This is a genomic window from Ruegeria sp. B11 (assembly GCF_056539785.1).
In genome coordinates this window covers 422,665-446,833 of the sequence record NZ_JBQFVO010000001.1, presented here as the reverse complement: position 1 = coordinate 446,833, position 24,169 = coordinate 422,665, and the positions used below count along the sequence as shown (strand labels likewise).

26 protein-coding genes are annotated in these 24,169 nt (G+C 56.0%); 3 read left to right on the top strand and 23 right to left on the bottom strand.

Translation table 11 applies throughout. The features are described from left to right. Positions 1–14: 14 nt before the first annotated feature. Positions 15–404 (bottom strand): phosphoribosyl-AMP cyclohydrolase, encoded by a 390-nt coding sequence (gene hisI, locus ACR0I1_RS02250; RefSeq protein ID WP_170421534.1) that lies wholly within the window; start codon positions 402–404, stop codon positions 15–17. A gap of 48 nt (positions 405–452) precedes the next feature. Between hisI and ACR0I1_RS02245 the strand changes: the two genes are divergently transcribed. Further along, positions 453–905, top strand: coding sequence for an iron-sulfur cluster assembly scaffold protein (locus ACR0I1_RS02245; RefSeq protein WP_480704773.1), 453 nt, complete (start codon positions 453–455; stop codon positions 903–905). 55 nt (positions 906–960) lie between these two features. Next, positions 961–1,599, top strand: a complete 639-nt coding sequence (locus ACR0I1_RS02240) for a MarC family protein (RefSeq protein ID WP_170393121.1) — start codon at positions 961–963, stop codon at positions 1,597–1,599. Between the two features lie 185 nt (positions 1,600–1,784). Here the strand turns inward: ACR0I1_RS02240 and ACR0I1_RS02235 are convergent, their stop codons facing one another. The 5 genes from ACR0I1_RS02235 to sciP form a co-directional block, all read right to left on the bottom strand. Beyond that, on the bottom strand, positions 1,785–1,907 hold the full coding sequence (locus ACR0I1_RS02235; RefSeq protein WP_255612104.1) for a hypothetical protein: 123 nt from the start codon (positions 1,905–1,907) through the stop codon (positions 1,785–1,787). 110 nt (positions 1,908–2,017) lie between these two features. Next, positions 2,018–4,108 (bottom strand): ATP-dependent DNA helicase RecG, encoded by a 2,091-nt coding sequence (gene recG, locus ACR0I1_RS02230; RefSeq protein ID WP_480704771.1) that lies wholly within the window; start codon positions 4,106–4,108, stop codon positions 2,018–2,020. Next, positions 4,105–6,357, bottom strand: coding sequence for an NAD-dependent DNA ligase LigA (gene ligA / locus ACR0I1_RS02225; RefSeq protein ID WP_480704769.1), 2,253 nt, complete (start codon positions 6,355–6,357; stop codon positions 4,105–4,107). Before ligA ends, recG begins: the two co-directional genes overlap by 4 nt. Positions 6,358–6,482: 125 nt before the next feature. Further along, positions 6,483–7,199, bottom strand: coding sequence for a response regulator transcription factor CtrA (ctrA, locus tag ACR0I1_RS02220; RefSeq protein ID WP_170393124.1), 717 nt, complete (start codon positions 7,197–7,199; stop codon positions 6,483–6,485). 84 nt (positions 7,200–7,283) lie between these two features. Beyond that, the gene (gene sciP, locus ACR0I1_RS02215; RefSeq protein ID WP_170393125.1) at positions 7,284–7,577 is read right to left on the bottom strand and encodes a CtrA inhibitor SciP; all 294 of its coding nucleotides are present in this window, start codon (positions 7,575–7,577) and stop codon (positions 7,284–7,286) included. Positions 7,578–7,707: 130 nt separating this feature from the next. On the opposite strand from sciP, the gene mnmA reads away from it, so the two are divergent. Then, the gene (gene mnmA / locus ACR0I1_RS02210; RefSeq protein WP_170405650.1) at positions 7,708–8,853 is read left to right on the top strand and encodes a tRNA 2-thiouridine(34) synthase MnmA; all 1,146 of its coding nucleotides are present in this window, start codon (positions 7,708–7,710) and stop codon (positions 8,851–8,853) included. Here mnmA and ACR0I1_RS02205 read toward each other — a convergent pair. The 17 genes from ACR0I1_RS02205 to ACR0I1_RS02125 all read right to left on the bottom strand — a co-directional run bounded on the left by ACR0I1_RS02205 (position 8,850) and on the right by ACR0I1_RS02125 (position 24,165). Continuing rightward, positions 8,850–9,431, bottom strand: coding sequence for a cadmium resistance transporter (locus ACR0I1_RS02205; RefSeq protein ID WP_170625932.1), 582 nt, complete (start codon positions 9,429–9,431; stop codon positions 8,850–8,852). The genes mnmA and ACR0I1_RS02205 overlap by 4 nt on opposite strands. Then, positions 9,431–10,588 (bottom strand): lipid-A-disaccharide synthase, encoded by a 1,158-nt coding sequence (gene lpxB, locus ACR0I1_RS02200; protein ID WP_480704767.1) that lies wholly within the window; start codon positions 10,586–10,588, stop codon positions 9,431–9,433. The genes ACR0I1_RS02205 and lpxB overlap by 1 nt, the downstream gene beginning before the upstream one ends. Beyond that, entirely contained in the window at positions 10,588–11,382 is a 795-nt protein-coding gene (locus ACR0I1_RS02195) for an LpxI family protein (RefSeq protein ID WP_480704765.1), read from the bottom strand. The genes lpxB and ACR0I1_RS02195 overlap by 1 nt, the downstream gene beginning before the upstream one ends. 4 nt (positions 11,383–11,386) lie before the next feature. Next, positions 11,387–12,172, bottom strand: coding sequence for an acyl-ACP--UDP-N-acetylglucosamine O-acyltransferase (gene lpxA / locus ACR0I1_RS02190; protein WP_170405636.1), 786 nt, complete (start codon positions 12,170–12,172; stop codon positions 11,387–11,389). Further along, positions 12,169–12,642, bottom strand: coding sequence for a 3-hydroxyacyl-ACP dehydratase FabZ (fabZ, locus tag ACR0I1_RS02185; RefSeq protein ID WP_170393131.1), 474 nt, complete (start codon positions 12,640–12,642; stop codon positions 12,169–12,171). The genes lpxA and fabZ overlap by 4 nt, the downstream gene beginning before the upstream one ends. A 72-nt stretch (positions 12,643–12,714) precedes the next feature. Then, positions 12,715–13,299 (bottom strand): OmpH family outer membrane protein, encoded by a 585-nt coding sequence (locus tag ACR0I1_RS02180; RefSeq protein ID WP_170393132.1) that lies wholly within the window; start codon positions 13,297–13,299, stop codon positions 12,715–12,717. A gap of 6 nt (positions 13,300–13,305) precedes the next feature. Beyond that, on the bottom strand, positions 13,306–15,666 hold the full coding sequence (gene bamA, locus ACR0I1_RS02175; protein WP_170393133.1) for an outer membrane protein assembly factor BamA: 2,361 nt from the start codon (positions 15,664–15,666) through the stop codon (positions 13,306–13,308). 128 nt (positions 15,667–15,794) lie between these two features. Then, entirely contained in the window at positions 15,795–15,923 is a 129-nt protein-coding gene (locus tag ACR0I1_RS02170) for a hypothetical protein (protein ID WP_255612105.1), read from the bottom strand. Between the two features lie 91 nt (positions 15,924–16,014). Further along, entirely contained in the window at positions 16,015–17,367 is a 1,353-nt protein-coding gene (rseP, locus tag ACR0I1_RS02165; RefSeq protein WP_170595683.1) for an RIP metalloprotease RseP, read from the bottom strand. Between the two features lie 5 nt (positions 17,368–17,372). Then, on the bottom strand, positions 17,373–18,545 hold the full coding sequence (gene dxr / locus ACR0I1_RS02160; RefSeq protein WP_170405627.1) for a 1-deoxy-D-xylulose-5-phosphate reductoisomerase: 1,173 nt from the start codon (positions 18,543–18,545) through the stop codon (positions 17,373–17,375). After that, the gene (locus tag ACR0I1_RS02155) at positions 18,545–19,327 is read right to left on the bottom strand and encodes a phosphatidate cytidylyltransferase (RefSeq protein ID WP_170393136.1); all 783 of its coding nucleotides are present in this window, start codon (positions 19,325–19,327) and stop codon (positions 18,545–18,547) included. The genes dxr and ACR0I1_RS02155 overlap by 1 nt, the downstream gene beginning before the upstream one ends. Further along, entirely contained in the window at positions 19,324–20,055 is a 732-nt protein-coding gene (locus ACR0I1_RS02150; RefSeq protein WP_170421502.1) for an isoprenyl transferase, read from the bottom strand. Before ACR0I1_RS02150 ends, ACR0I1_RS02155 begins: the two co-directional genes overlap by 4 nt. A gap of 9 nt (positions 20,056–20,064) precedes the next feature. After that, positions 20,065–20,628 (bottom strand): ribosome recycling factor, encoded by a 564-nt coding sequence (frr, locus tag ACR0I1_RS02145; RefSeq protein ID WP_170393138.1) that lies wholly within the window; start codon positions 20,626–20,628, stop codon positions 20,065–20,067. 184 nt (positions 20,629–20,812) lie between these two features. Next, a complete protein-coding gene (acuI, locus tag ACR0I1_RS02140) occupies positions 20,813–21,808 on the bottom strand; it encodes an acryloyl-CoA reductase (protein WP_480704762.1) in 996 nt (331 codons plus the stop codon). Positions 21,809–21,858: 50 nt separating this feature from the next. Continuing rightward, a complete protein-coding gene (locus ACR0I1_RS02135) occupies positions 21,859–22,953 on the bottom strand; it encodes a dimethylsulfoniopropionate demethylase (protein ID WP_170510029.1) in 1,095 nt (364 codons plus the stop codon). Between the two features lies 1 nt (position 22,954). Beyond that, the gene (locus ACR0I1_RS02130) at positions 22,955–23,461 is read right to left on the bottom strand and encodes a DinB family protein (protein ID WP_480704760.1); all 507 of its coding nucleotides are present in this window, start codon (positions 23,459–23,461) and stop codon (positions 22,955–22,957) included. After that, positions 23,461–24,165 carry a DUF1326 domain-containing protein gene (locus tag ACR0I1_RS02125; protein ID WP_480704758.1) on the bottom strand — a complete coding sequence of 235 codons (705 nt, stop codon included), beginning with the start codon at positions 24,163–24,165 and terminating at the stop codon, positions 23,461–23,463. Before ACR0I1_RS02125 ends, ACR0I1_RS02130 begins: the two co-directional genes overlap by 1 nt. Between the last annotated feature and the right edge of the window lie 4 nt (positions 24,166–24,169).

Below are 24,169 nucleotides of genomic sequence, written 5' to 3'. Positions count from 1 at the left end.
CATCAGAGGCCCCTCTATTCCATTGGCTTCATGAGTTCGACTTCGGTCCCATCGCGGACGGCCGTGTAGAAACAACTTCGCCGGTTGGTGTGACAGGCTGGCCCCGTTTGGTTCACCACAACCAGCAGGCAATCCCTGTCGCAATCGACGCGAAAATCCACCAGGGCCTGCAAGTGGCCTGAGCTTTCGCCCTTGATCCAGAACGCCTGTCGTGACCGCGACCAATACGTAACCCGTCCGGTTTCCAACGTGTGCTCGATGGATTGGGCATTCATCCAGGCCATCATCAGAACCTCACCCGTCGCTTCGTCCTGTGCGATCGCGGGGATCAAACCCGCCTCGTTGAATTTTAGTGTCGACGGATCGAACAAGACTGCGTCAGCCATCGCAAAAACCTTTTGCATCCCAGAATCCCGCCATTATGTATGGGGAATGGACAACGAGGGAAAGCCATGAGCGGCGAAACCGATCTGATCAAGCTCTATTCCGGACGCATCTTGGCGCTAGCTGCGGATATTCCCCATCTGGATCGCTTGGATAATCCCGATGCGACGGTAAAGAAACGAGCCCCTTTGTGTGGATCGACCGTGACTGTAGACGTCAAGCTCGAAGATGGGCGGATCGTGGACTTTGGGCAAGACGTCAAGGCCTGTGCGTTGGGTCAGGCCTCGGCTTCGGTCGTAGGCAGCGCCGTGATCGGGGCGACGCGGTCGCAGGTCGAAACCGCACGTGATCAGCTTTCCGCAATGCTGAAGAAAGACGGCCCTGCCCCCGAGGCGCCCTTTGACGGGCTCGAAGTTCTGATACCCGCGCGGGACTACAAGAACCGCCACGCGTCAATCCTGCTGGCGCTTGACGCGACCGCCGAGGCGATGGAGCAGGCCGAACAAGCCAACTGCGCCTGATTGGCTTTTCCATACAAAGCCGTATAGGGTGCCCCCAATGATTGGGGGGGCTAACGTGAACAATTTGCTGGAACATTTTGTGACGCTCTGGGTCGTGATCGACCCGATCGGCACCATCCCCGTCTTTATCGCTGTCACTGCTGGGATCGCGACGGGTGCGCGTCGTAAAACTGCTTTACTGGCCGCGTTGGTCAGCGCAGGCATTCTGCTGTTCTTTCTGATCTTTGGGCAACTTGTGATCGAGGCTTTGGATATCGGCCTTAACTCGTTTCAGGTTGCAGGCGGAATTATTCTGTTTCTCTTCGCTCTGACCATGATCTTTGGCGAAAGCAAACAGGTGATCGAGCAGCGCCAGGCCGAAGAAGACCTGGACGACAAAATGCACAAGACCAATCCGGCCATTTTCCCTTTGGCCGTCCCTTCGCTTGCGTCACCAGGCGCGATGCTGGCGATAGTGGTTCTAACGGACAACAACCGATACAGCGTCGCCGATCAGAGCATCACTGCACTGGTTATGTTGGTCGTTATTGCCATAGCGTTTGTGCTGATGCTGCTGGCCGAGCCGATCATCCGGTTGATCGGGCATTCCGGCGCGGCGATCATCAGCCGCGTGATGGGGATGATCCTTGCATCCGTCGCCGTAAATTCAGTTCTATCCGCTACGATCGAAATCATCAAAACCGGACAGCTGTAAAAAGAACCGCCGCACCTTCCGGGCGGAAAGGGCGGCGGCAAGTCATGCGTTTCTCATGTAGGGTCCGGATCACCGCACGGGGCCGAGGCAGGCCCCTTCAAGGGAAATGGGACAGGCAGGTCACCCTTGACTATGACGGGGAGACAAGCGCGGTGTGATCGGCACGAGATCGCAGGCAGAAAGGCTCAGAACCCGGTTGGCAGGTGAAGGGCAACCACCAGCATCACAACCAGTGAAACCGCGCCCGCTGCATCCTGCAAAATCGTGGATTGTGAACGGGTAAAGGCAGTTTTGATCTGGCTCAGCATGGTCTCACCTCCGGTCAGGTTTAATCCTTTGTTGACCTTTTGTTCTCATATTTTAACGAGTCGGTAAAGAACTTTTTGAGAACATTTGTGAACTTAGTGGGATTTTCGGTCTAACCCACTGATATCAAACGGATCGCCTGATCCTGCTTCATAAGCCACAGAAGAACACGCGCAGCCTGCCCCCGATCCGAGGTCAATTTGGGGTCTGCGGACAGCAAAGCGCGCGCATCTGATTGCGCCACCGCCATCAGCCCAGCTTGCCTTTCAAGATCAGCTATCCGGAACTTTGGCAGGCCAGATTGTGCGGTTCCGATCAAGTCACCCGCACCGCGCATCTGCAGATCGGTCTCGGCAATGCGGAAGCCGTCTTCAGTTTCTCGGAGTACCTCCAGCCGTTTGCGACCACCCTCGCTAAGCGGTGGCTGATAAATCAACAAACAGGTTGAGGCATCTTCACCACGTCCAACTCGGCCCCTAAGCTGATGCAACTGCGCCAGACCAAAAATCTCTGCCCGCTCAATCACCATGATCGTGGCGTTCGGCACGTTCACCCCAACCTCGATCACCGTAGTAGCGACAAGGACTTTGGTCTTACCACTCTGAAACGCCGCCATTGCCGCGTCTTTATCGGCGGGCGGCATTTGGCCGTGTACCAGACCCACCACATCGTCCCCCAAGATCGCGCGCAACCGTTTGAAACGCTCCTCAGCCGCAGTCAGGTCCGAGACCTCGGATTCATCGACTAATGGGCACACCCAATAGCATTGTTTGCCTGCATCAATCGCACCGCGCAGATGGGCCACAACTTCATCCATGCGTTGCGTGCTGACGACTGCGGTCTTGATCGGTTTACGACCCGGCGGCTTTTCATCCAGCACCGAAACGTCCATATCGCCGTACTGCGCAAGCGCCAAACTGCGCGGGATGGGCGTAGCGGTCATCACCAGCACATCAGCGCGTTGGCCCTTTTCGGACAGCTCCATGCGTTGGCGGACGCCAAAACGGTGCTGCTCATCAACGATGGCCAGCCTTAGGGCTTTGAATTCAACATCGTCCTGAAACACCGCGTGGGTACCGACCAATATCTGAATATCTCCCTGCTTCAGCGCAGCCAGCTTCGCTCGACGCTCAGCCCCCTTGTCGCGCCCGGTCAGGATTTCCAGCACAACTCCGGCTTCTTCTGCCAATGGTCGCAGCCCTTCAAGATGCTGCCGGGCAAGGATTTCGGTAGGGGCCATCATCACCCCCTGCCCGCCAGCTTCGACGGCTATAAGCAGCGAAACAAATGCTACCAGAGTCTTTCCTGCCCCCACATCGCCCTGAAGCAACCGGTTCATCCGCGTCTCAGCGGTCATATCTGCCGAGATTTCCTCGATCGCGCGTGTCTGCGCTCCGGTTGGTCGATATGGAAGGCTTGCCAGCACCTTGGATTGCAAAGCACCGGTGCCGAGACTGACGATCCCCCGCGCTTTACGCTCACGCTGTCGTGCCAGGGCCAGCGTCAGTTGATGTGCGAGCAGTTCATCGTAAGCCAGACGTTCCCGCGCAGGCGCAAAAGGTGCTACGTCGTCCGCCCCTTGTGGGTGATGCGCCGCGTGAATAGCAGTTGTCCAATCTGGCCAATTCTGTTGTGCCACCTGAGCAGGGTCGGCCCATTCGGCCAGTGCAGGTACTCGCGCCAACGCACTTTGAGCAGCTTTATAGGCAGTTTTTTGCGTCACACCCTGCGTCAGATGATAAACCGGCTCAAACTCGGGCAATTCGCCTGCGTTTTCAGGCGCGACCATATGATCGGGGTGTACCATCTGAGCCATGCCATCGAACAGCTCAAGCTTTCCCGATACCACCCGGCGTGCGCCCTCCGGCAACAGCTTCTTCAGATAGTCCCCTCGGGCATGAAAAAACACCAGTTGGAAATCCGCCTGACTGTCTTCAACATGAATGCGATATGCGCCCCCTTTGTTCCGCGGTGGTCGATGCGTGCCGATCGTCACCTCAACAGTCAGAGTCGTTGGAAGGTCGGCGCCCTGAATCGTATCGCGTCGCCGCCGGTCAATCACCGCATAGGGTAGCGAAAACAATACATCGCGCGGTGAATCGATCCCCAATTGGCCCAAAAGCTGCGCGGTCTTCGGCCCCACACCATCTAGTGTTTCAAGACCCGCAAACAGCGGAAAGAGCTGTTCAGGCCTACCGCTCATAGATCGCCAATCAGTTGAAGCCAGCTATCTTCATCCAAGGTTTCGATGCCCAGATCAGCCGCTTTTTTCGCCTTGGACCCTGCGCCCGGGCCCGCCACGAGCAAATCAGTTTTCTGGCTGACTGAGCCGGATACCTTGGCCCCCAGCGCTTCGGCGCGGGCCTTGGCCTCGGCGCGTGTCATCTTTTCAAGCGTTCCCGTAAACACGACGGTTTTTCCTGCGACCGGACTGTCCGACGCAGGAGCCTCTGGTGGAACAACCGTCAGATGTTTACGCAGATCATCAAATGCTTGGCGTTCCTCCGAATTGGCAAACGCATCAGATAGTGACAACCCGAGCGTGGCGCCGATTCCGTCGATACCAATCAGATCAGCCCAGGCGCTGGCGGCATCTGTCGAAACATCCATTCGCGCGAAAGCCGCATCCCGAACTTCTTTAACTTTCGCGCGTCTCGCTTCTGCAGTAGCCGCGATTCTCTCGGCGTCTTCCGCTTCATCGGCTGCACGCTGCGCAAGCGCGGCAGGCCGGGCCGTATCAATGGAGGCCGCCATTACATCCCATTCCCGATAAAACAACGCCAAATCTCGCGCACCAACTTCGCCCACATGACGAATCCCCAGAGCGAACAACAGACGGGCGAACGGTATGGTCCGCTTATCATCGATCGCTGCGAACAGGTTGCTGGCCGATGTCTCGCCCCAGCCGTCGCGGTTTTTCAACCGAGCCAGGTTTTCGGTGTCGCGATCTTTCAATGTAAATATATCAGCGGGTGTATTTATTGGCAGAAGAGGATCGCCATAAAACATCTCGATTTGTTTTGCGCCAAGCCCTTCGATATCGAACGCCTTGCGCGATACGAAATGTTTGAGTTTTTCAACCGCCTGCGCTGGACATATCAGCCCCCCTGTGCAGCGGCGGACCGCATCCCCCTCTTCCCGGATCGCATCGCTGCCACATTCCGGGCATTTCGTCGGGAAAGCGAAGGGCCGCGCATCATCGGGTCGTTTCGACAGATCAACATCCGAGATTTTCGGGATCACATCCCCGGCCCGATAGACCTGAACCCAATCTCCAACGCGAATATCCTTGCCCTCACGAATGACTCCGCCTTTGGCGTCCCGCCCTGCAATATAATCTTCATTGTGTAGGGTCGCGTTCGAAACAACTACCCCGCCAACGGTTACCGGATGCAGCCGCGCTACCGGGCTAAGCGCGCCCGTACGACCCACCTGAATGTCGATGGCCTCAAGCTGCGTCCAAGCCAGTTCGGCAGGAAACTTGTGCGCAATCGCCCAGCGGGGCGTGGTAGATCGGAAACCCAGCCGGGCCTGCAGACTCAGATCATCGACCTTGTATACGACCCCATCAATGTCATAGCCCAAGGTCGCGCGCTGAGCTTCAATCTGACGGTAATGTTCCAACATCTCATTAGTCGTTGAGCAACGCCTTGTCAGCGCATTTACCTGGAACCCCAAGGTTTTGAGGCGATCAATTGCGCCCATCTGAGTCTCAGCTAGCGGTGCAGACAGTTCACCCCAGGCGTAGGCAAAGAATTTCAGCGGGCGAGATCGTGTTATTTCGGAATCCAGTTGACGGAGCGAACCAGCCGCAGCGTTGCGCGGATTTGCAAAGGTCTTTCCACCTGTTTCGACCTGACGTGCGTTCAAAGCCTCGAAATCATGGTGAGACATGTATACCTCGCCGCGGACCTCGAGAACGTCTGGTGCACCCTCAATTCGGTGTGGAATATCGGAAAGCGTACGCGCATTTGCGGTAACGTTTTCACCGGTCTCACCATCACCACGTGTTGCAGCCTGCATCAGTTCACCCTGCTCATACCGCAGGGATAATGACAGGCCGTCGATTTTGGGCTCAGCTGTATAGGCGAGCGGTGCCTCATCTCCCAGTCCCAGATATTTGCGGATCGAGCGGTCAAAATCGGCAACATCCGTGTCATCAAACGCATTGCCCAGTGACATCATACGCACGGCGTGGGTCACTTTTGCAAATCCATCTGAAACGCGTGCGCCCACTTGTTCAGTAGGGCTGTCGGAGCGTTTCAGTTCGGGGAATCGCGCCTCGATCTCGGCATTGCGACGCTTGAGAGCATCATAGTCGGCATCCGAAATTTCTGGAGCATCTTCAGTGTGATAAAGCTGGTTTGCCCGCAGCAGTTCGTTGGCGAGCCGGGCCAATTCTTCCCGTGCTTCATCTTCTGTCAGATCTGCGATTGCTGTGGTATCGCTCATGGCCCCGCCCTGTCACATCGTCTTGAAAACCAGTGATAGGACGAGGCCATGGTCAGGTCCAGTGTTGTGCTGAAACGCGAGTGGAATTACCGCCCCAGACCAACGACGGCAGCTATCAGATCAGGTCAAGCGCCCACAGCCATGCGGGTTTCACCCATGTTGTTGGCTTGTGGATCCCGCAGGACATATCCACGGCCCCAGACCGTCTCGATATAATTCTCACCGCCGGTCGCATTGCTGAGTTTCTTGCGTAACTTGCAGATGAAGACATCGATAATCTTGAGCTCGGGCTCATCCATGCCGCCGTAGAGATGGTTCAGGAACATTTCTTTGGTCAGTGTTGTTCCTTTCCGCAGGCTCAGAAGTTCCAGCATCTGATATTCCTTGCCTGTCAGGTGTACGGTTTTTCCGTTCACCTCTACGGTTTTGGCATCCAGATTTACGGCGACCTGCCCGGTGTGTATCACGGATTGAGAATGCCCCTTAGAGCGGCGGATAATCGCATGAATGCGCGCCACCAGCTCTTCGCGATGGAAAGGTTTGGTCAGATAATCGTCTGCTCCAAATCCAAATCCCTTGATCTTGCTTTCGGTGTCATCAGCGCCCGACAGGATCAGGATCGGTGTCTCTACCCGTGCTATGCGCAGTTGGCGCAATACTTCATGGCCGTTCATATCCGGCAGGTTCAAGTCCAACAGGATGAGGTCGTAATCATATAGCTTGGCCAGATCGATGCCTTCTTCGCCAAGGTCCGTCGCATACACGTTGAGATTGGCGTGTGTCAGCATCAGTTCGATGCTTTTGGACGTGGTTGGATCATCCTCGACAAGAAGTATGCGCATGTTCACTGCTCCAATTTAGGTCAAATTCTTCAACTGATTTGAGCCTGAATAAAAATGGTTAATCTGACGTTACCGTTGAATCATTTATTCACTTTCACCTTTAAGTTGTCGATATTTTTTTAAGGCCGTCACCTTCAACGCATCGATCCCGTGCTCAGCAACTGCTGAGACCCACGAGTTGAACTCTTCATCGCTGATGCCATAGCGCTTTTTGGCTTCGGACAACGAAATCAACCCATAAAGTACACCACGCACGACGATCACCTTGCGCGACGCCACCCAGCGCCGCGTGTCCGCAGGAGGTAAATCGGCGCGTGTCAGCACGCTCCCGTCCGGCAGGGTGACCGACCTTGGACCTTCCACTTTGTGCAAATACATCTCTCTTACCTTCTACTGCTGCGACAAAGCTGCACCCAGCCTACTTAAAAGGGCGTGAAACCGCCCCTTGAGAGTGTGTAGAATTTTCTTATATTCTGCCGGTCTTTCTTAACCCGGACAGGAACCGCCTATGGCCCTCGATACCGAGACCCCGCTGAACTCGCTTGGCTTTGCCAAACCACCCTCGGAAACGCGGGTTGTCGTGGCCATGTCCGGCGGTGTGGACAGCTCTGTTGTGGCGGCCCATCTCGCTGATCAAGGCTATGATGTCGTAGGTGTTACTCTGCAGCTTTACGATCACGGTGCGGCGTTGGCCAAGAAAGGCGCGTGCTGTGCGGGAATCGACATCCACGATGCGCGTCGCGTGGCGGAAGAACGCGGGTTCCCTCACTACGTCTTGGACTATGAAAATATCTTCAAGGACGCTGTAATCGACGAATTCGCCGACAGCTATCTTGCCGGCGCGACGCCGGTGCCCTGCATCCGTTGCAATGAACGGGTGAAGTTCAAGGACTTGCTTGAGACCGCCAAGGACCTTGAGGCCGACTGCATGGCCACAGGCCATTACATCCAGCGAAAGATGGGCCCCAATGGCGCCGAGCTTCATAGCGCTGAGGATGCAAATCGCGATCAGTCCTATTTCCTATTTTCGACCACACCGGAACAGTTGGATTTCCTGCGTTTCCCGCTTGGCCACCTGCCCTCCAAAGACGCCACGCGCGAGATGGCGGCACAATATGGGCTGGCCGTTGCGGACAAGCCGGATAGTCAGGACATCTGTTTTGTGCCCAACGGAAACTATGCCAGCGTGATCGAAAAACTGCGCCCCGGAGCCGCAGAACCCGGTGAGATCGTACACGCCGATGGCCGCGTTCTAGCGCAGCATAACGGGGTGATTCACTATACGATCGGTCAGCGTCGTGGGCTCGGTATCGGTGGTCTCAGCGAACCTTTGTATGTGGTCAAGCTGGATGTGGACAAGAAACAGGTTGTTGTCGGCCCCAAAGAGATGTTGGCCACAAGAACCGTTCCCGTGCGCGAGATCAATTGGCTGGGAGACGAACCGTTCACGTCAAAGAACGAATGGCATGTTTCGGTCAAAGTCCGCTCGACCCGCCCCCCGCGTGAGGCGATTATTCGCCCCCTTTCGGACACAACAGCCGAGGTTGAATTGCTGACGCCCGAGGAAGGTATCTCTCCGGGTCAGGCTTGTGTGTTCTACGAAACCGATAGCAGCCGTATCTTTGGCGGCGGCTGGATCTGGCGCGGTTACTAAATCGCGTCAGTCCACGAGTTGCTGAGGATATAGATCCCGGCACAAATCATCACGTAAGGCACCAGTTTCTCAAGCCGACGTGCGAAACCGCCGGTCATGATTGGGGATTGTGCACCCCAAAGCCCCAGCATGGTCAGCGTCAGCGCTGCGGCCACCGCGCCGGTGACACCCGCAATCCGATAGCTGGGGGCTGAGTCGGCCAATAGCGGCGCAAGCACAGCGAACGTGTCCATCGACAGACTTATGAACAGCAGCATGGTGACGAATGTTGAGGCACTCGTGGATATTTGGGGGGCCTCGTCGGTTTCTGATCCGCGGAACTGACGGATAACTCCGATCAGCCCGAGGCCAAGTGGTATCACGCCCAGATATCCAGCCCAATGTGGCACCACATCATCGACACCCAAGGCCAACAATAAGGCGGCCGCGATGATTAACATCTGCGCCAGCAGGAAGCCCGCAACGGTCCGGCGCGGACCAGACACCATCATCAACGCTACAAGAGCTGCAAGGTTGTCGAGATTGGTCAAAACCTGCGCCATGAAGGCCGAAGCAGCGAAGATCGTGTGATCCAGCATCACGATTTCATTCTGTCCAAAACGGCCCTTGCCGCACGCAAACCCGGTGCTTCGCCACCGCGACCAAGACGCTCCATCGTCGTCGCCATGGCTTGATGTTGGGCGTTGGGAGTGGCGGCCACCTGTTCCAACGCCGCAGCGATCTTATCCGGTTGGCATTCATCCAGCAGACATTCGGGTACTGCGCGTGTCTCCGAGACCAGATTGACCAGTGTGACGGTGTCCAGCTTAACCATTCGTTTTGCGATCAGCGTGGTCAGCCAGTTGAGGTTATAGGCAATCACCATCGGTGTTGCCTGCGCGGCCAGTTCCAATGAGACCGTGCCGGATGCAGCCAATGCAAGATCAGCTGCGGCAAACGCTGCCCGTTTCTGCGCTTGCGCGTCGTCCGAGGGCAATTCCCGCGGATCGACAACTATCGGATTCCCCGGCCAGTTCCGAACCTGTTCGGCGACCGCATCAACCATATGTGCAACTGCGGGCACGACCACGCGCATATCGGAACGGTCTTTCAGAAATTCCTGCAAAGCAGCGCCAAAGATCGGAGCCAGCCGTTCGACCTCACCCCGCCGAGAGCCGGGCAAAGCCAGCACGATCGGCGCGTCGCCCAGATCGTGAGCCGCGCGGAATCGCTGGATATCCTGATCGGACGCAATGGGTTCGTTCACAACCGGATGGCCGACAAAGTCACACTCCATCCCTGCCCGCTCCATATAAGGCGGTTCAAAGGGTAACAGCGCAAGGACGTGATCGATTACTTTCGCCATCTTGTCTGCGCGCCCCGGCCTCCAGGCCCAGACGCTGGGGGCAACGTAGTGGACAGTGCGAATCTCGCTGGAGGCCTTTACCAGCTTAGCCACACGCAACGAGAAATCCGGGCTGTCGATAGTGATCAGTACATCAGGCTTCGTGTCTAGAACTGCCTGAGCAGTCTCAGCGATACGGCGTTTTAGGTGAAAGAACTTGGGCAGAACCTCGACCAACCCCATAATGCTGAGTTCAGACATGGGAAATCGGCTGGTCAGCCCCTGCGCCTGCATTAGCGGCCCGCCAACCCCATCAAACTGCACCTCTGGCAAAAGGGTGCGCAGACCTTCCATCAACGCGGCCCCTAAACGGTCGCCCGAAGGTTCACCGGCGACCAGAAATACGCGCATCAGACCGTGCGCTCGCGGACATAAAGAAACAGACCAAGGCGATTGCATTCTTCAATCACGCGATCGCGTTGCAAAACGATGACGCCGCCCTTTTCAATGACAATGCCAGACAAGCCCGCAGCGACGGCTGCTGACACGGTGTCGGGTCCGATGGCAGGCAAATCTGCGCGCCGGTCCTGATCCGGCTTTGGACCTTTGTACAGAATGCCACCGCCCGCGTCGGGGCGCTGTGTCAAGGATTGCAGCATCCATGCGGTGCCAAAGATGCCCTCGATCGCCAACGCTTGGGATTTCAGTACTACGCAAGCCTGAGCGATATCCGCCGCCCCCATGTTGCGCAGGATTCCTGCCGCTCGATCTGCGTCGGCGTGATCCGCTTCAGAAGGCTGGGCTTCGGTCAATGAGCCAAGCGGCGGCAGCAAATCCGGCGCGATCTCATGCGCCGCACGGACCGTCAAACCGGCATCCTCAAATATACCAATGACCGCGCGCAATGCGCCGTCGTCACCGGCCATTATGGCCTTTTGCAGGATCGGCACCAGCGGCATCGTTGCCGCATCAATGCGAGCTGGATTGACGGTCGGACGACGCACTGCCCCTGCCATGCAAATCTCGGTCACGCCGCGGGCTTTGAGATCGGCGATGAAGCTACCCAGTTGCTCTAATGGAAAAACTAAGTCGGTGGTCAGTGTATCGGGCTCAAACCCTTCCAGAGCGCAGATTAGCGGGCGGTTTGGCAGATAAGTGACGACCTCGTCTGGTAAAGCGCCAGTTCCTGCGATCAATGCCAGCATTGGCCTACTTCCTCGGGGTCAGGAACGAACGGTCTGTTTGCCCCGTCACAAATTCGACGATCTGGCGCACATATTCGTTGTCAGCATCCTCGCCCAGCCGGGTGGCGCGATCCATGAAGGTGCCGTCTCCTTCTGACAGTTCCTTGAAGGCCGCGCGCAATGCCGAGATATCCTCACGCGTTACACCACGCCGTTTCAAACCGACCAGGTTCAAGCCATCCAGCTCGCCCCGAGGCGCCTGAACAAGCCCATATGGGATCACATCATTCGGGACCATCGTAAGCGCGCCAATGATGGCACCGCGACCTACGCGCACGAACTGATGCAAGCCCGAAATTCCACCAACGATGACGTCATCCTCGATAATACAGTGACCAGCCGCGCCAGCGTGATTCACCAGAATGACCCGGTTGCCGATTTGTACATCATGCGCCACGTGGACACCGGCCATCAGTAAGCAGTCATCGCCAATCCGGGTGATACCACCGCCGCCATCCGTGCCGGTGTTGATGGTCACATGCTCGCGAATGCGATTGCGTTCACCGATTTCAAGGCGTGTGTTCTCACCACCGAATTTCTTATCTTGTGGGATTTCACCGACTACTGCGAAGCTAAAAATCACTGTGTCATCACCAATTGACGTATCGCCGGTGACTACGACATGGGATTTCAATTCGACCCGATCGCCCAGACGGACCTGCGGACCGATATGGCAGAATGGACCAATCGTACAACCCTGCCCGATCTGCGCACCGTCTTCGATAATGGCGCTGGGATGAATACCACTCATGTTGTTTTTTCCATGTCCCAGTCGACATAGGCCGAAAATTCAGCTTCGGCAGCAACCTCGCCCTCGACTGTCGCGCGGCCGCTGAACTTGAAGATCTTGCCACCTTTCTTACCGCGTACAGTTTCGACATGCATTTCGAGAACATCGCCAGGTACGACCTTGCGGCGGAATTTGCATTTGTCGATATTCATGAAATAGATCAGCAACTCGCTGTCGATTACATCCATGCCGACACCCAGCATAACCCCTGCAGTCTGCGCCATCGCCTCGACAATGGTCACGCCAGGCATGATCGGAGTTCCGGGGAAATGGCCCTGAAAGTGCGGCTCGTTCATGGTGACATTCTTGATGCCCACCGCTGATTGATAGCCATCGATATCCACAACCTTGTCGACCAACAAAAACGGATAGCGATGCGGCAATATACGCTGAATCAGCTGAATGTCGGCGCTCTTGGTTTCCGTGGTCATGGTGCGGATGTCCTGTTCTGGATGTCTCTTTCAAGCGTGGTTAGCAATACCCGTACTCAAGGGCAAGCCAGCCTATTCGTTGTTATTGTTTTCAAGTGTAGCGCCGTCGCCGATTGCGGCATCGATCCTGGCGATCGCAGCGTTGGTAATATCTGAGGCGTCCGTGCTTAGAACCACATTGGACCGCTCGATCACAATCGAGGCGCCAAATTCGCGCAGCAATTCGATCAGCACCGGTTGCGCCATTTCAAAAAACTGACCACGCGCCTCTTCGCCGCGCCGCGCCAATGCGTCCAGTTTGGCGCGCTGGCCGTCACGGTGTGATTGAACTTTCTCGTCAAAAGCTTCGGCAAGCGGGCGAAACTCGTCCGCTGAAAGATCTGACCTCTTTTCGGTCAGATCTTTTTCTTCCTTGCTCAACTGCGCCACAATCCGTTCGTTTTCTTCAGCCAAAAGGGTGCTTTCGGCTTCAATCTCGCGAAAGACGCGCTGCCCAAAGGCGGAATCTGCAAACAAACGCTCACTGGAGATTGTCAGAACGTCTGTTTGTGGCACGCCCAATTGCTGCGCACCCAGCGGCATTGCTACAGCTACAAGTACCAAAACGCACAGGGCCCTTAGCGGGCCCTGCAGGATGTTCTTAACTTCGGTGATCATTCGCGATCAGAACCTGGCTTGAACGGTCAGGTCAAAGCTTTGCTCTTTATCGAAGTCCTCTTTCTTGAGGGCCTGCGAGAAGTTGAAGCGAAGCGGACCAAACGGTGTTTCCCACAGTACGGATACCCCTACAACATGCCGGATCGAACCGCTTTCACCAACAATATCAGCGCCAGCGGTGTTGACGTTGTTGAGATTGTAGAGGTTGCCAACATCGTAGAAGACGCCGCCACGCAGCCCCAGTTCTTCGGGCAGCCCCAGCGGGAAGTCCGATTCGAAACGAGCAACCCAGTAGTAGTTGCCGCCGATGGCATCGTCCTGCCCGTTCGAAAGGTCACGCGGCCCGATACCAGCAGGCTCAAACCCGCGGAATGTGCTAGGACCTAGAACAAACCGGTCGAGCGTGCGGCTGAAATCGTCCCCGGTCCAGTTCAGTGCACCCAATTCAAGCGTCGCGCGCAATACGACTTCTTCGTTGAGGACGCGTTTCTGGGCTATCGCCCGTGCCGTGGTTTTGAAGAACTCGTTGTCCCCGCCAAGACCAGCAGCATCCACGCCGACTTCGAACAGGACGCCCGCTGTGGGGTTCAGGCCACCAATACGGCTATCGTATACGTAGGATACACCCAGAGAACTGCTGGTTCGTTTCCCCTGATCGATCTCTGATGAGATGACAGCGCCGTTCCGCTCATTGCTCTGCTGGGTCATTTCGCTGCGATCCCAACCATAGCGAAGACGCAACGCCGACAATTCACCAATCGCGTAGCTCAGCTGTGGGCGGAAGAACACTGTTTTTGTGTCGTAGCTGGCAAAGCTCGAATTGGTGCTGGCCAGACCAAGCCCAAGATCAAAGCGCAGCTTACGGCCCAGCAGATAAGGCTCGGTAAAGTTGATAACGTACTGTTCAGAATCCTGAGCTGTCGACAACGTGATACCCAGGTTTTGCCCGCGGCCGAGGAAGTTCGATTCATTCAATCCGATTGCGATCCCGAAACCGTCCGAGACCGAGTAGCTACCACCCAGGCTCAACGAACCGGTGGGTTGTTCTTCGACATCCACGTCCACGATGACCTGGCTTGGCGACGATCCCTCGCGGGTTTCCACATCAGCGACCGAGAAGAAACCCAAGGCGCGAATACGTTCGGCGCTCTGGCGGATTTCACGGGGATTGAAGGGGTCGCCTTCAACGGTATCGAATTGACGGCGGATCACACGGTCTAGCGTGGTTGTGTTCCCCTCGATATCGATGCGTTCCACAAAGATACGCGGGCCACGGGTTAGCACGAACTGGACATCCAATGTCAGATCGCGGGGATTACGCGTTACCCGGGGCTCGACCCGCAGAAAATCAACGCCGTTTTTCAGCCCCAGACGCTCCATCCGCGCGATCGAGTTCTCAAGCACCGTCGGAGAATAAATTACACCTGGTTTGACTTTCAGAGCCGCCTGATAAGGCGCCGGGTCCACACCCGGGATCTCACTGACGGTCGTAATCTGACCGAACGAGAACCGCTGTCCTTCTGTGACGTTCATAACCAGAAAGAATGCATCCCGTTCGCGGGTGAATTCGACATTGGCACTATTGACGCGAAAATCGATATAACCGCGTGACAGGTAGAAATCACGGATCACCTGTTTGTCGAATTCGATTCTGTCGGCAATGAAGGTGTCGCCGCGAAGGAAGGTCCGCAGAATGTTCGCCTGCTTTGTTTCAAGCACGCGGCGCAGTCGACGGTCCGAAAACGCGCGGTTTCCTACAAAACTGACTCGCTCGACCTCGATTGTCGTTCCCTCGGCGACTTCGAACACCAGATCGACACGGTTATCGCTGCGACGAATGATGCGCGGGATAACCGTCGCGGATACGCGGCCCTGCGCCGAATATACTTCGGCAATCAGGTCAGCGTCCGCTTCGGCCTGTTGAGGCGTGAATACGCGGCGGGTTTGGGACGATATCGCTTCGAGCAGGAGATCATCTTTTACGCGGCGATTGCCCTCGATGCTAATCTGGTTGATGGTCGGGTATTCCTCGACCGCGATGACCAACGTACTGCCACGTGGTGTAAGTTCGACTGTTTCAAAAACACCACTGTCAAGCAAACGCTGGAAGGCATCATTCAATTGTCCTGCCGTAACAGTCTGCCCCGGTTCGATTCCGGTGCGGGCGATAATCGTCGAAGTCTCGATCCGTCGATTGCCCTCAACTTCGAAGCTGTTGATGGTGTAAGATTGCGCCTGTGCGGGCTGCGTCAGAACCAGTAAACCCGGTGTAGCAAAAAGGAAAAAGAACGTTAGTGCCTGCCACAAAATGTTGCTTTTCCGCCCCCGCGAGCCGCAGTATGTGCCCGTGCGCCTGCTGTCAGTCATTTTTATCACTACCCAGAATTTTCAGCCTTTAGCTGCTGAGTAGCCCGATTGTGGGGCCATGTCAAAAGACGAAAAAGCAAAAACGGCCCATAAGGCCGTTTTACGTAAGTCAGACATGTTCAGGAGAATCACAAACCGAGCAGATAACCACCAACAGCTAGGGCCAGTGCGGTCACGGCAAAGCTGAGCAGCATATCCCAGTTCAACTGGAACAGGACGCTGACACTCTGATAGGATTTTTGAAACGCCTTGGTCATTGAACTCAAGCCTACACTTATCGATGCACCCCAATAAGATAGGCTTGAATTGCGGCAATTTTGCGTCGGAACGGTGCCAAGATCGCCTTAATCAGCAGAACAGATCATTACTGACCGAGAAAAGCATCAATGACAGGATCAGTGTGACACCGACCCCCATCAGTACCCTCAGCGCTTTATCACTGGGTGGTCTACCAGACACAGCTTCATAAGCGTAGAATAGCAAATGCCCCCCATCCAAGGCTGGGATCGGGAACAGGTTCAGCAACCCGACCGCCGTTGACAATACGGCGATAAAGAAGATGAAGTTCTGAGCTCCCTGGCTGGCCATAGCACCCGAGGTTTCGGCAATACCGATCGGCCCGGAAATGTTGCAGGTGCTGATCGCTCCGGTGATCATGTGCCACATTCCCGACAGTGAGCCTTCGATGATGCGCCCGGTTTGGACCACGCCACCTTCGATCGAATCCCAAATGCCCGCTGGAACGGTTTCGGGATCGATCATCATGCCGCCGACGATACCGATGCGCCAATGGGTGATGAAACCACCATCCGACGTCGGCTCGTCGGTGCGTCGGGGCGCAAGTGCAAATTCTAAATCCGCCCCGTCGCGCCATACATCCAACAGCAATACGCGCCCGTTCGATCCTTCGACATGTTCCTTAAGTTGCTCGAACGCAAAGATCGGATCACCGTCTACCGCCGTGATTACGTCGCCCTGCTGCAACTGTATGTCCATCGCTGCACTGCGCGGCGTAACCTGTTGGATTAGCGGTGGAAAGAGCCAAGGTGCCACGACATCAGTGGTCTCTCCATCTCGGATAACCGTATAGTCCAGCTCTGGTTCTACAGGCAGCGAATTGATGAAATCGGACCAGTTGCTTGCGTCATCGAAATCCGGTGTTGGAATGCCTGCGATGGCGATAATCTCATCGCCCTCCTGCAGACCCTGAATTGTACCAGGCAACGGCTGCAGTGCGCCAACAGTCAAAGGTTCACGGGAAACACCCTGCGACCAGAAAATCAGGCCAAACACCAATATCGACATCACGAAATTAAAGACCGGCCCTGCCGCAACAGTAGCCGCACGCGCCCAAAGCGGGGCGCCGTGCATGGTGCGGCGCAGCTCTTCCGGGCTTTGTGCAGAGATCTCACTCATCGCGTCTACGTCTTTGCCGGACGCGGCATTGGCATCCCCCAGGAATTTGACATAACCGCCAAATGGCAGCAGCGCGACCTGCCAGCGAGTGCCGCGCTTGTCTACGCGGCTCCATAGAACCGGGCCGAAACCGATCGAGAACACTTCGGCATGAATGCCAGACCACCGACCAACGATGTAGTGGCCGTATTCGTGCACCGCGACAATCACTGAAAGCGCAATAACGAAGGCTATTATCGTGTAGAGCAGATTGCCAAATTGCGGGATCAAAGAGAGTATGTCCAAAAGTTCTATCCTGCTCGTTCCAATACGGTTTCATCGACCCACTGACGTGCGAGATGGTCCGTTTGCTGTACATTATCAAGGGTCAATGGTGCATCAATCAGGCTGTCTGAGGCCTCAAAGCGCTCCAACACGGCCGACACCGTGTCTGCCATATCCAAAAAACGTATCCGGTTTTCTATAAAGTGGTCCAATGCGCGCTCTTTGGCGGCGTTGAAGATCGCACCGGACAAGCCGCCGCGCTGCATCACTTCGCGGGCAAGACGCAAAGCCGGGTAACGCGCTTCATCCGGTGCATGAAATCGCAACTGACCCAGTTGCGCGAGATCCAGACGCGCAACTGGTAAATCGCGTCGTTCGGGCCAATGCAGCGCGTACCCGATGGCATGGCGCATATCCGGAGCCCCCAGATGTGCCATCAAGGCGCCGTCCTGAAATCCGACCAGTGCGTGAACGATGGATTCGGGGTGCACGAGGACTTCGATATTCGATGGGTTAACGCCAAAATATTCTTTGGTTTCTATAACTTCCAATGCCTTGTTGAACATAGATGCGCTGTCGATCGTAATCCGCTGTCCCATGTTCCAGTTCGGATGACTCGATGCCTGTTCAACAGTTGCTTTGGCCAGATCGCCAAGCGGCCAATCCCGGAACGCTCCACCGCTTGCGGTGATAATGATCCGTTCGACGCTAGTCATATCCTCGCCCACAAGCGCCTGAAAAACTGCCGAATGTTCGCTATCCACGGGCAATAGCGTGGCGCCATGCGCCCGAGCCGTTTCCAGAACCAGCGGCCCGGCACAAACCAGCGTTTCCTTGTTGGCAAGCGCGAGTGTCGCCCCTTGTTTCAACGCTTCGATCCCCGGAGCCAGTCCTGCGGAACCGACAATTGCAGACATCACCCAATCCGCCGGTCGCGCCCCGGCCTCGATCAGAGCGGCCTGCCCCGCAGCCGCTCGCACTCTGCTGCCGGCCAATGCGTCACGCAGATCATCGAGTTTGTCATCAAACGCAGTCACCGCCACGTCTGCATCCAGGCGCACCGCATCGCGTGCAAGCTGCGCGACGTTGCGTCCACCGGTCAACGCGACCACGTCATAGGCATTCGGATTTCTTGCGATCAGATCAATCGTATTCTGGCCAATGGAACCAGTCGCGCCAAATATGGATACCCTTCGCATCACATACCTCCGGGCGCGTAAAACAGCCCTGCGAGCAACACAAAGACTGACGCGCCCATCATCCCATCAAACCGATCCAGAAACCCGCCATGGCCGGGTATAAGGTTTGAGCTGTCCTTAACGCCAAAGCCACGTTTTGTCGCGCTTTCAACAATATCACCGATCTGGCTGGCCATAGAGGCAAGAACCGAGACAACGATAAAAGCAATGCCGAAACCGGCATAGTGCGCAAAAACTGTTCCGACCAGCGCGGCGGCAACCCAGCCTCCAACCGTACCGGACCATGTCTTCTTGGGGCTAACTCTGGGCCAAAACTTAGGTCCGCCAAGCGTTTTGCCCACAAAATACCCGGCGACATCCGTGGCCACGACCACAAGGATCAGCCAAACCATCCATCCAAATCCCAGGTTTTCTCGGATCGATATGAATCCCAGCCCCGACATCGCGATCCAAAGGGCAAACAGGACGTATATCCCGCGCGCACGGTTGATCTGTCCTGCTCCTACCAATGCCGGGGCCACCAAACATGGAAGCTTGTATAGCGGTGGTAGATGATAGCTTAGGACCACGGCGAACCCGGTCAGTATCGCCAGCTGAATCGCGACACCCTGACGTTCTGGGTCGATCATCCGGATCAGTTCCCATATCATCAGACCGCAGACGGTGCCGATAAATATCTCAAACCACAGGCCGCCTAGCCAAACTTCGACTGCCGCAATAGTCACAAGAACCGAAGCCGACAAAACCCGGGCAGTCAGATCAGACCATCGGCCATCACTCATGCCGGGACCGCTCCAAACCGCCGTTCACGCGATCCATAGTTGCGGCACAGCCGTTCTAGTTCTGCAGCGGTGAAATCAGGCCACAGAGTATCGATGAATTCGTATTCGGAATAGGCAGACTGCCACAGCAGGAAATTCGAAATCCGCGCTTCACCACTGGTACGGATCACCAAATCGGGGTCAGGCAGAACGCGCGTGTCCAGATATTTGGGCAGAGTTTCCTCGTCCACGTCCTCGGGGCGCAGAATGCCATCGGCCACGTCACGTGCCAAACGTCTGGTCGCGCGCGCCACCTCGTCACGACCGCCATAGTTCAAGGCAACGGTTAGATGAACCAGGTCGTTGTTCTGTGTTTCGCGTTCAAGCGTATCCATCAGCTCGGTCAGCTTGGCATCCAGCCGAACTCTATCCCCAATAAAACGGACCCGAATGCCGTTATCTTTCAAGGTCTTGGTCTCTTTGACGATGTAACGGCGAAACAAGCTCATCAGGCCTGCAACTTCGACCTGAGTGCGTTTCCAGTTTTCAGTCGAAAACGCAAATACTGTCAGATACTTGATCCCTAAACCCGGGCAGGCCTCGACCACCTCACGGACGCGGCGCGCACCTGCATGATGGCCAAACAATCGAGGCCGCCCGCGCGACTGTGCCCAGCGACCGTTGCCGTCCATGATGATAGCAACGTGGCGCGGCCCTGCAATCGGAGAGGTATCGGGATCCTTTGGCATATCCGAGGCTCAGACCTGCATGATCTCGGCTTGTTTGGTCTCGAGCGCATCATCGACGGATTTGATCATGGTATCCGTCAGCTCCTGAACCTCGGTTTCCCAGAATTTCTGATCGTCCTCGGACATGCCGTCTGCCTTGGCCTTTTTGATCTGGTCCATGCCATCACGGCGCACATTCCTGATCGAAACCCGTGCGCTTTCTGCATATTGACCCGCGACCTTGCCGAGCTCGCGACGGCGTTCTTCGTTCAGTTCGGGAATCGGCAGCATGATGATGGTACCATTCAGTTGCGGGTTAATACCCAAACCGCTTTCCCGAATGGCCTTTTCAACTTTGCCGACGAGGCCCTTGTCCCAAACATTCACGGTTACCATGCGCGGTTCAGGGACGTTCACGGTACCAACCTGATTGATCGGAGTCATCGCGCCGTAAGCATCGACCATGACGGGCTCAAGCATTGAAGCCGATGCACGACCGGTCCGCAGCGAAGCGAATTCGGTTCTGAGGTTGGCCATGGCACCGTCCATGCGGCGTTTCAGATCATCGGTATCGAGTTCGAAATCATCAGACATGCTGCTCACTCCCCGTCTTCAGGTGATGTTCGGATGGGTCTTAAGCCATCACAAATGGGATGTATAGCAATCATGGTCACGAAATGTGGCAATGGCCAGAACTGTTTCCGGCATTTCGGCCTCATTCCCGACAATTGGGTCGGCCGGATGCATGCTCCGGCCGATCCGTTGTCTGTTTTGTCTATCAAGCGTTCACGTTTACCACGACGCGCCCTTTTACCTGACCTTGCAGGATGTCCACTCCCAACTGGGGCAGATCAGAAAGGGTTGCTGCATGGACCATCGCCTCAAGTTTATCCATAGGCAAATCGGTCGCGATACGCTTCCAGGCACGGACCCGGTTGTCATATGGCTGCATCACGCTGTCGATGCCCAACAAATTTACACCGCGCAGCAGGAATGGGATCACGGTCGCGGGCAGCGCCGCACCTCCGGCAAGGCCAACCGCAGCTACCGAGGCCCCATACTTCATCTGCCCCAGCACGCGGGCAAGCATCGCTCCGCCCACCGCATCGACACATCCGGACCAAGTTTCACTTTCCAGCGGACGCTTGGTGGTCTCGTTCAACTCGTCACGCGGGACAATTGTGGTTGCACCCAGTGATTTCAGGTATTCTTCGGTTTCAGGACGCCCGGTCACAGCTGCAACCTCATAGCCCAGATGGGCCAAAATGGCCGTCGCGACCGAGCCGACACCTCCTGCGGCACCTGTGACCAACACCGGGCCATGACCCGGCTGCAAACCTTGATCCTCCAGCGCCATGACGGCCAGCATAGCGGTGAACCCGGCAGTGCCAACTGCCATCGCCTGCCGTGTATCCAACCCATCCGGCAACGGCACCAGCCAATCTGCCCGCGCGTTTGCTTTTTGTGAATAGCCGCCCCAATGCGCTTCACCTACGCGCCAACCCGTCAGCACGACCTTGTCGCCAGGTTTGTAGCGTGCATCCGAGGACTGCTCGACCGTGCCCGCATAATCGATGCCCGGAATATGAGGATAGCTACGCACCAGACCACCGCCTTTGGGCGACATGCACAGACCGTCCTTGTAGTTCACCGTTGAATATTCAACGGCGATCGTCACTTCTCCATCCGGCAGCGCATCCAGAGAAATCTGCTTCACCGAAGCGCTTGCGAGGCCACTTTCTTCATCTTTTTCAACGACAAGTGCATTAAACATGAACTTACTCCTTCTATTGCCTCAATCGGCTGTGTTCCTGAAACAAGGGCTTAGCGCCAGAATTTTTCCTGCACTTCGGCCCATCGCATTCCATGTTCGGTCATCAATTCGATCCGCGTACCTGGCGCCCAATGGGACCGGTCGACCATTCCAATGGCTACATTCACTCCAAACTCGGGTGAATACGCAGCCGAAGCCACCTGCCCGACCTGCCGGCCCCCGGCCATCAGCGGCCAAGATTCGGTGCACGGTCCGATCTCACCTTCAATGACAAGCGGACGGATCTGCCGGGGCGGACCGTTTTTCGCCTGATCCGCCAAATCGGCTTTGCCGATATAATCCAGCGGAGAATTGCAGAACCGTGCTAGCCCGCATTCATAGGGCGTATTCTCCCGCCGCATGTCCGACCCGAAACTCAACAGACCGCTTTCAACACGCTCAATCCCGTTTGGGCAACCTGCCCGCACGTTCAGGTCTCGGCCATTAGAAAACAGCGTGTCCCATAGTGGCATGCCATAATCCGTCCCTTCGACGTATATCTCAAACCCGCCTTGTTTCGACCAGCCTGACCGGGCGACGACGAAAGATGTATCTTCAAACGCTAACCGTTTATATCGAAAGAACTTTATATCCCTGACTTCATCACCAAAGACGCGCGTCATCAGCTCGTCCGCCTTGGGGCCTTGTACCGCCAAGGGCGACACATCCGGCTCAGAAATATCGACATCCAGCCCCAGCGCAATCACGATTCCCAGAGCAAATTGCCAAAGGTCACCATCGGCAACCGACAACCAATAGTGATCATCCGCCAGTTTGATCGCAACAGGATCATTCAGCATGCCGCCATTGTGATCTACTATCGGCACATAATAGCACTGGTTCGCCTGCATTTTGTCCATATCGCGCGGGCTGAGCATCTTCATCAGCCGCAACGCATCCGGGCCTTTGATCTGTACCTGCCGCTCACACGAGACATCCCAGACCTGTACATGCTGTTTCAGATGCGCCGCATCAGCCTCGATGCTTTCAAAAACCGTCGCAAGCAGCATGTGATTATAAACGGTATACCCTGTGACGCCTTCGGCCTCGACGCCCGGAGTGAATGGGGTTTTGCGCACGCGCCGGTTCGGTGAGATGACTGCCATGTCAGAAATCCTCTGGCAGAAAGACAAGATCGCTGACAGGTGCCTGCGAACCAGCCTCGGTCAGCATTTGGTGCAATTGTCCGCGATGATGCGTCTGATGATTGAACATATGAATGACGCATTGCCCGTAAGGCTTTGTTACGTCGTTCTCTTTTGCAGCCGAGTACCACGTGAACGAACCGCTCAGGACATCATCCCCCAACGTATTGGCCCATCTCGCAATACGGGCGTCAATCGTATCGCGCAGCGGCAGCCAGTCGGCCATGCCAGTGCAGATCGAGACACTCTTAGGAATGCCACCACCTGGCCCCGGTCCCTTGTCAAACCGGGAAATCCAGATCCAATCCCCCCAAAGCAGATGATTGGCAGTTCCCATGATCGACCCGAAAAAAGCGCCGCGATCCCGTGCCAATTCTTCGTCTGAAAGAGCTTTGAGAAAGCTCTTTAACTGGTTGTTTTGCCAGTGGTTATATCGCGCCATTTCACGGGCATAGGCACCGGTTATCATTACTTAGGCCCGTGCCAGTCAATCGGGCAGATCTCGGCTGACTTGCCGCCGAAGTCCCATACGCGACCATAGTCGCGCAACTTGGATTTCGTGCCTTTTGCTACAATGATGTCCGGCCCCATCCAGTATTTCGAATTTGAAACCATCACCGGGTGCTCTGGGTCTTTGCCCGCCAGCATTTCGATCTCACCCTGAATCTTGCGCCCTATCATGATCCGGCGTTTGGTGCCGTCCCTTTCGATCTGAACCGGTGCACGTTCAGCCCCTATGATCTCGCTGACCAACATAGTGAACAGCCCGGTTGTGCCACCTGCCTGACCGCTGAATATCTGCAACAGTCCATTATAAGCCTTGCCGCTGGCACGTTCATCCACATAAGCCGCGACTTTCCACTGGCCTTCGCCCATGCGTCCGGGGATATCAACCAGCAGACCTACATTCAGACCGGACAAATCTTCGCCTTCGTAATGGCCTTCGTCGATCGCGATACCCATCCACGCGTGGCAATGCCCTTCGGTCGGAGGGTGTGCACCCAGCGAAACCACGCATGGGCAGAATACGTCGCACGAACAATTCAGGATCAGTTCACCCTTAACCGCCCAATCGGTCGGGCTCATCTCACGCCGCTTGGGATTTGGCATCCGGCTGTCAATTCTTTGACTGACCGGCAGCTTGTCTGCATCCGGTTTTCTATTTTTAGCCATCGAC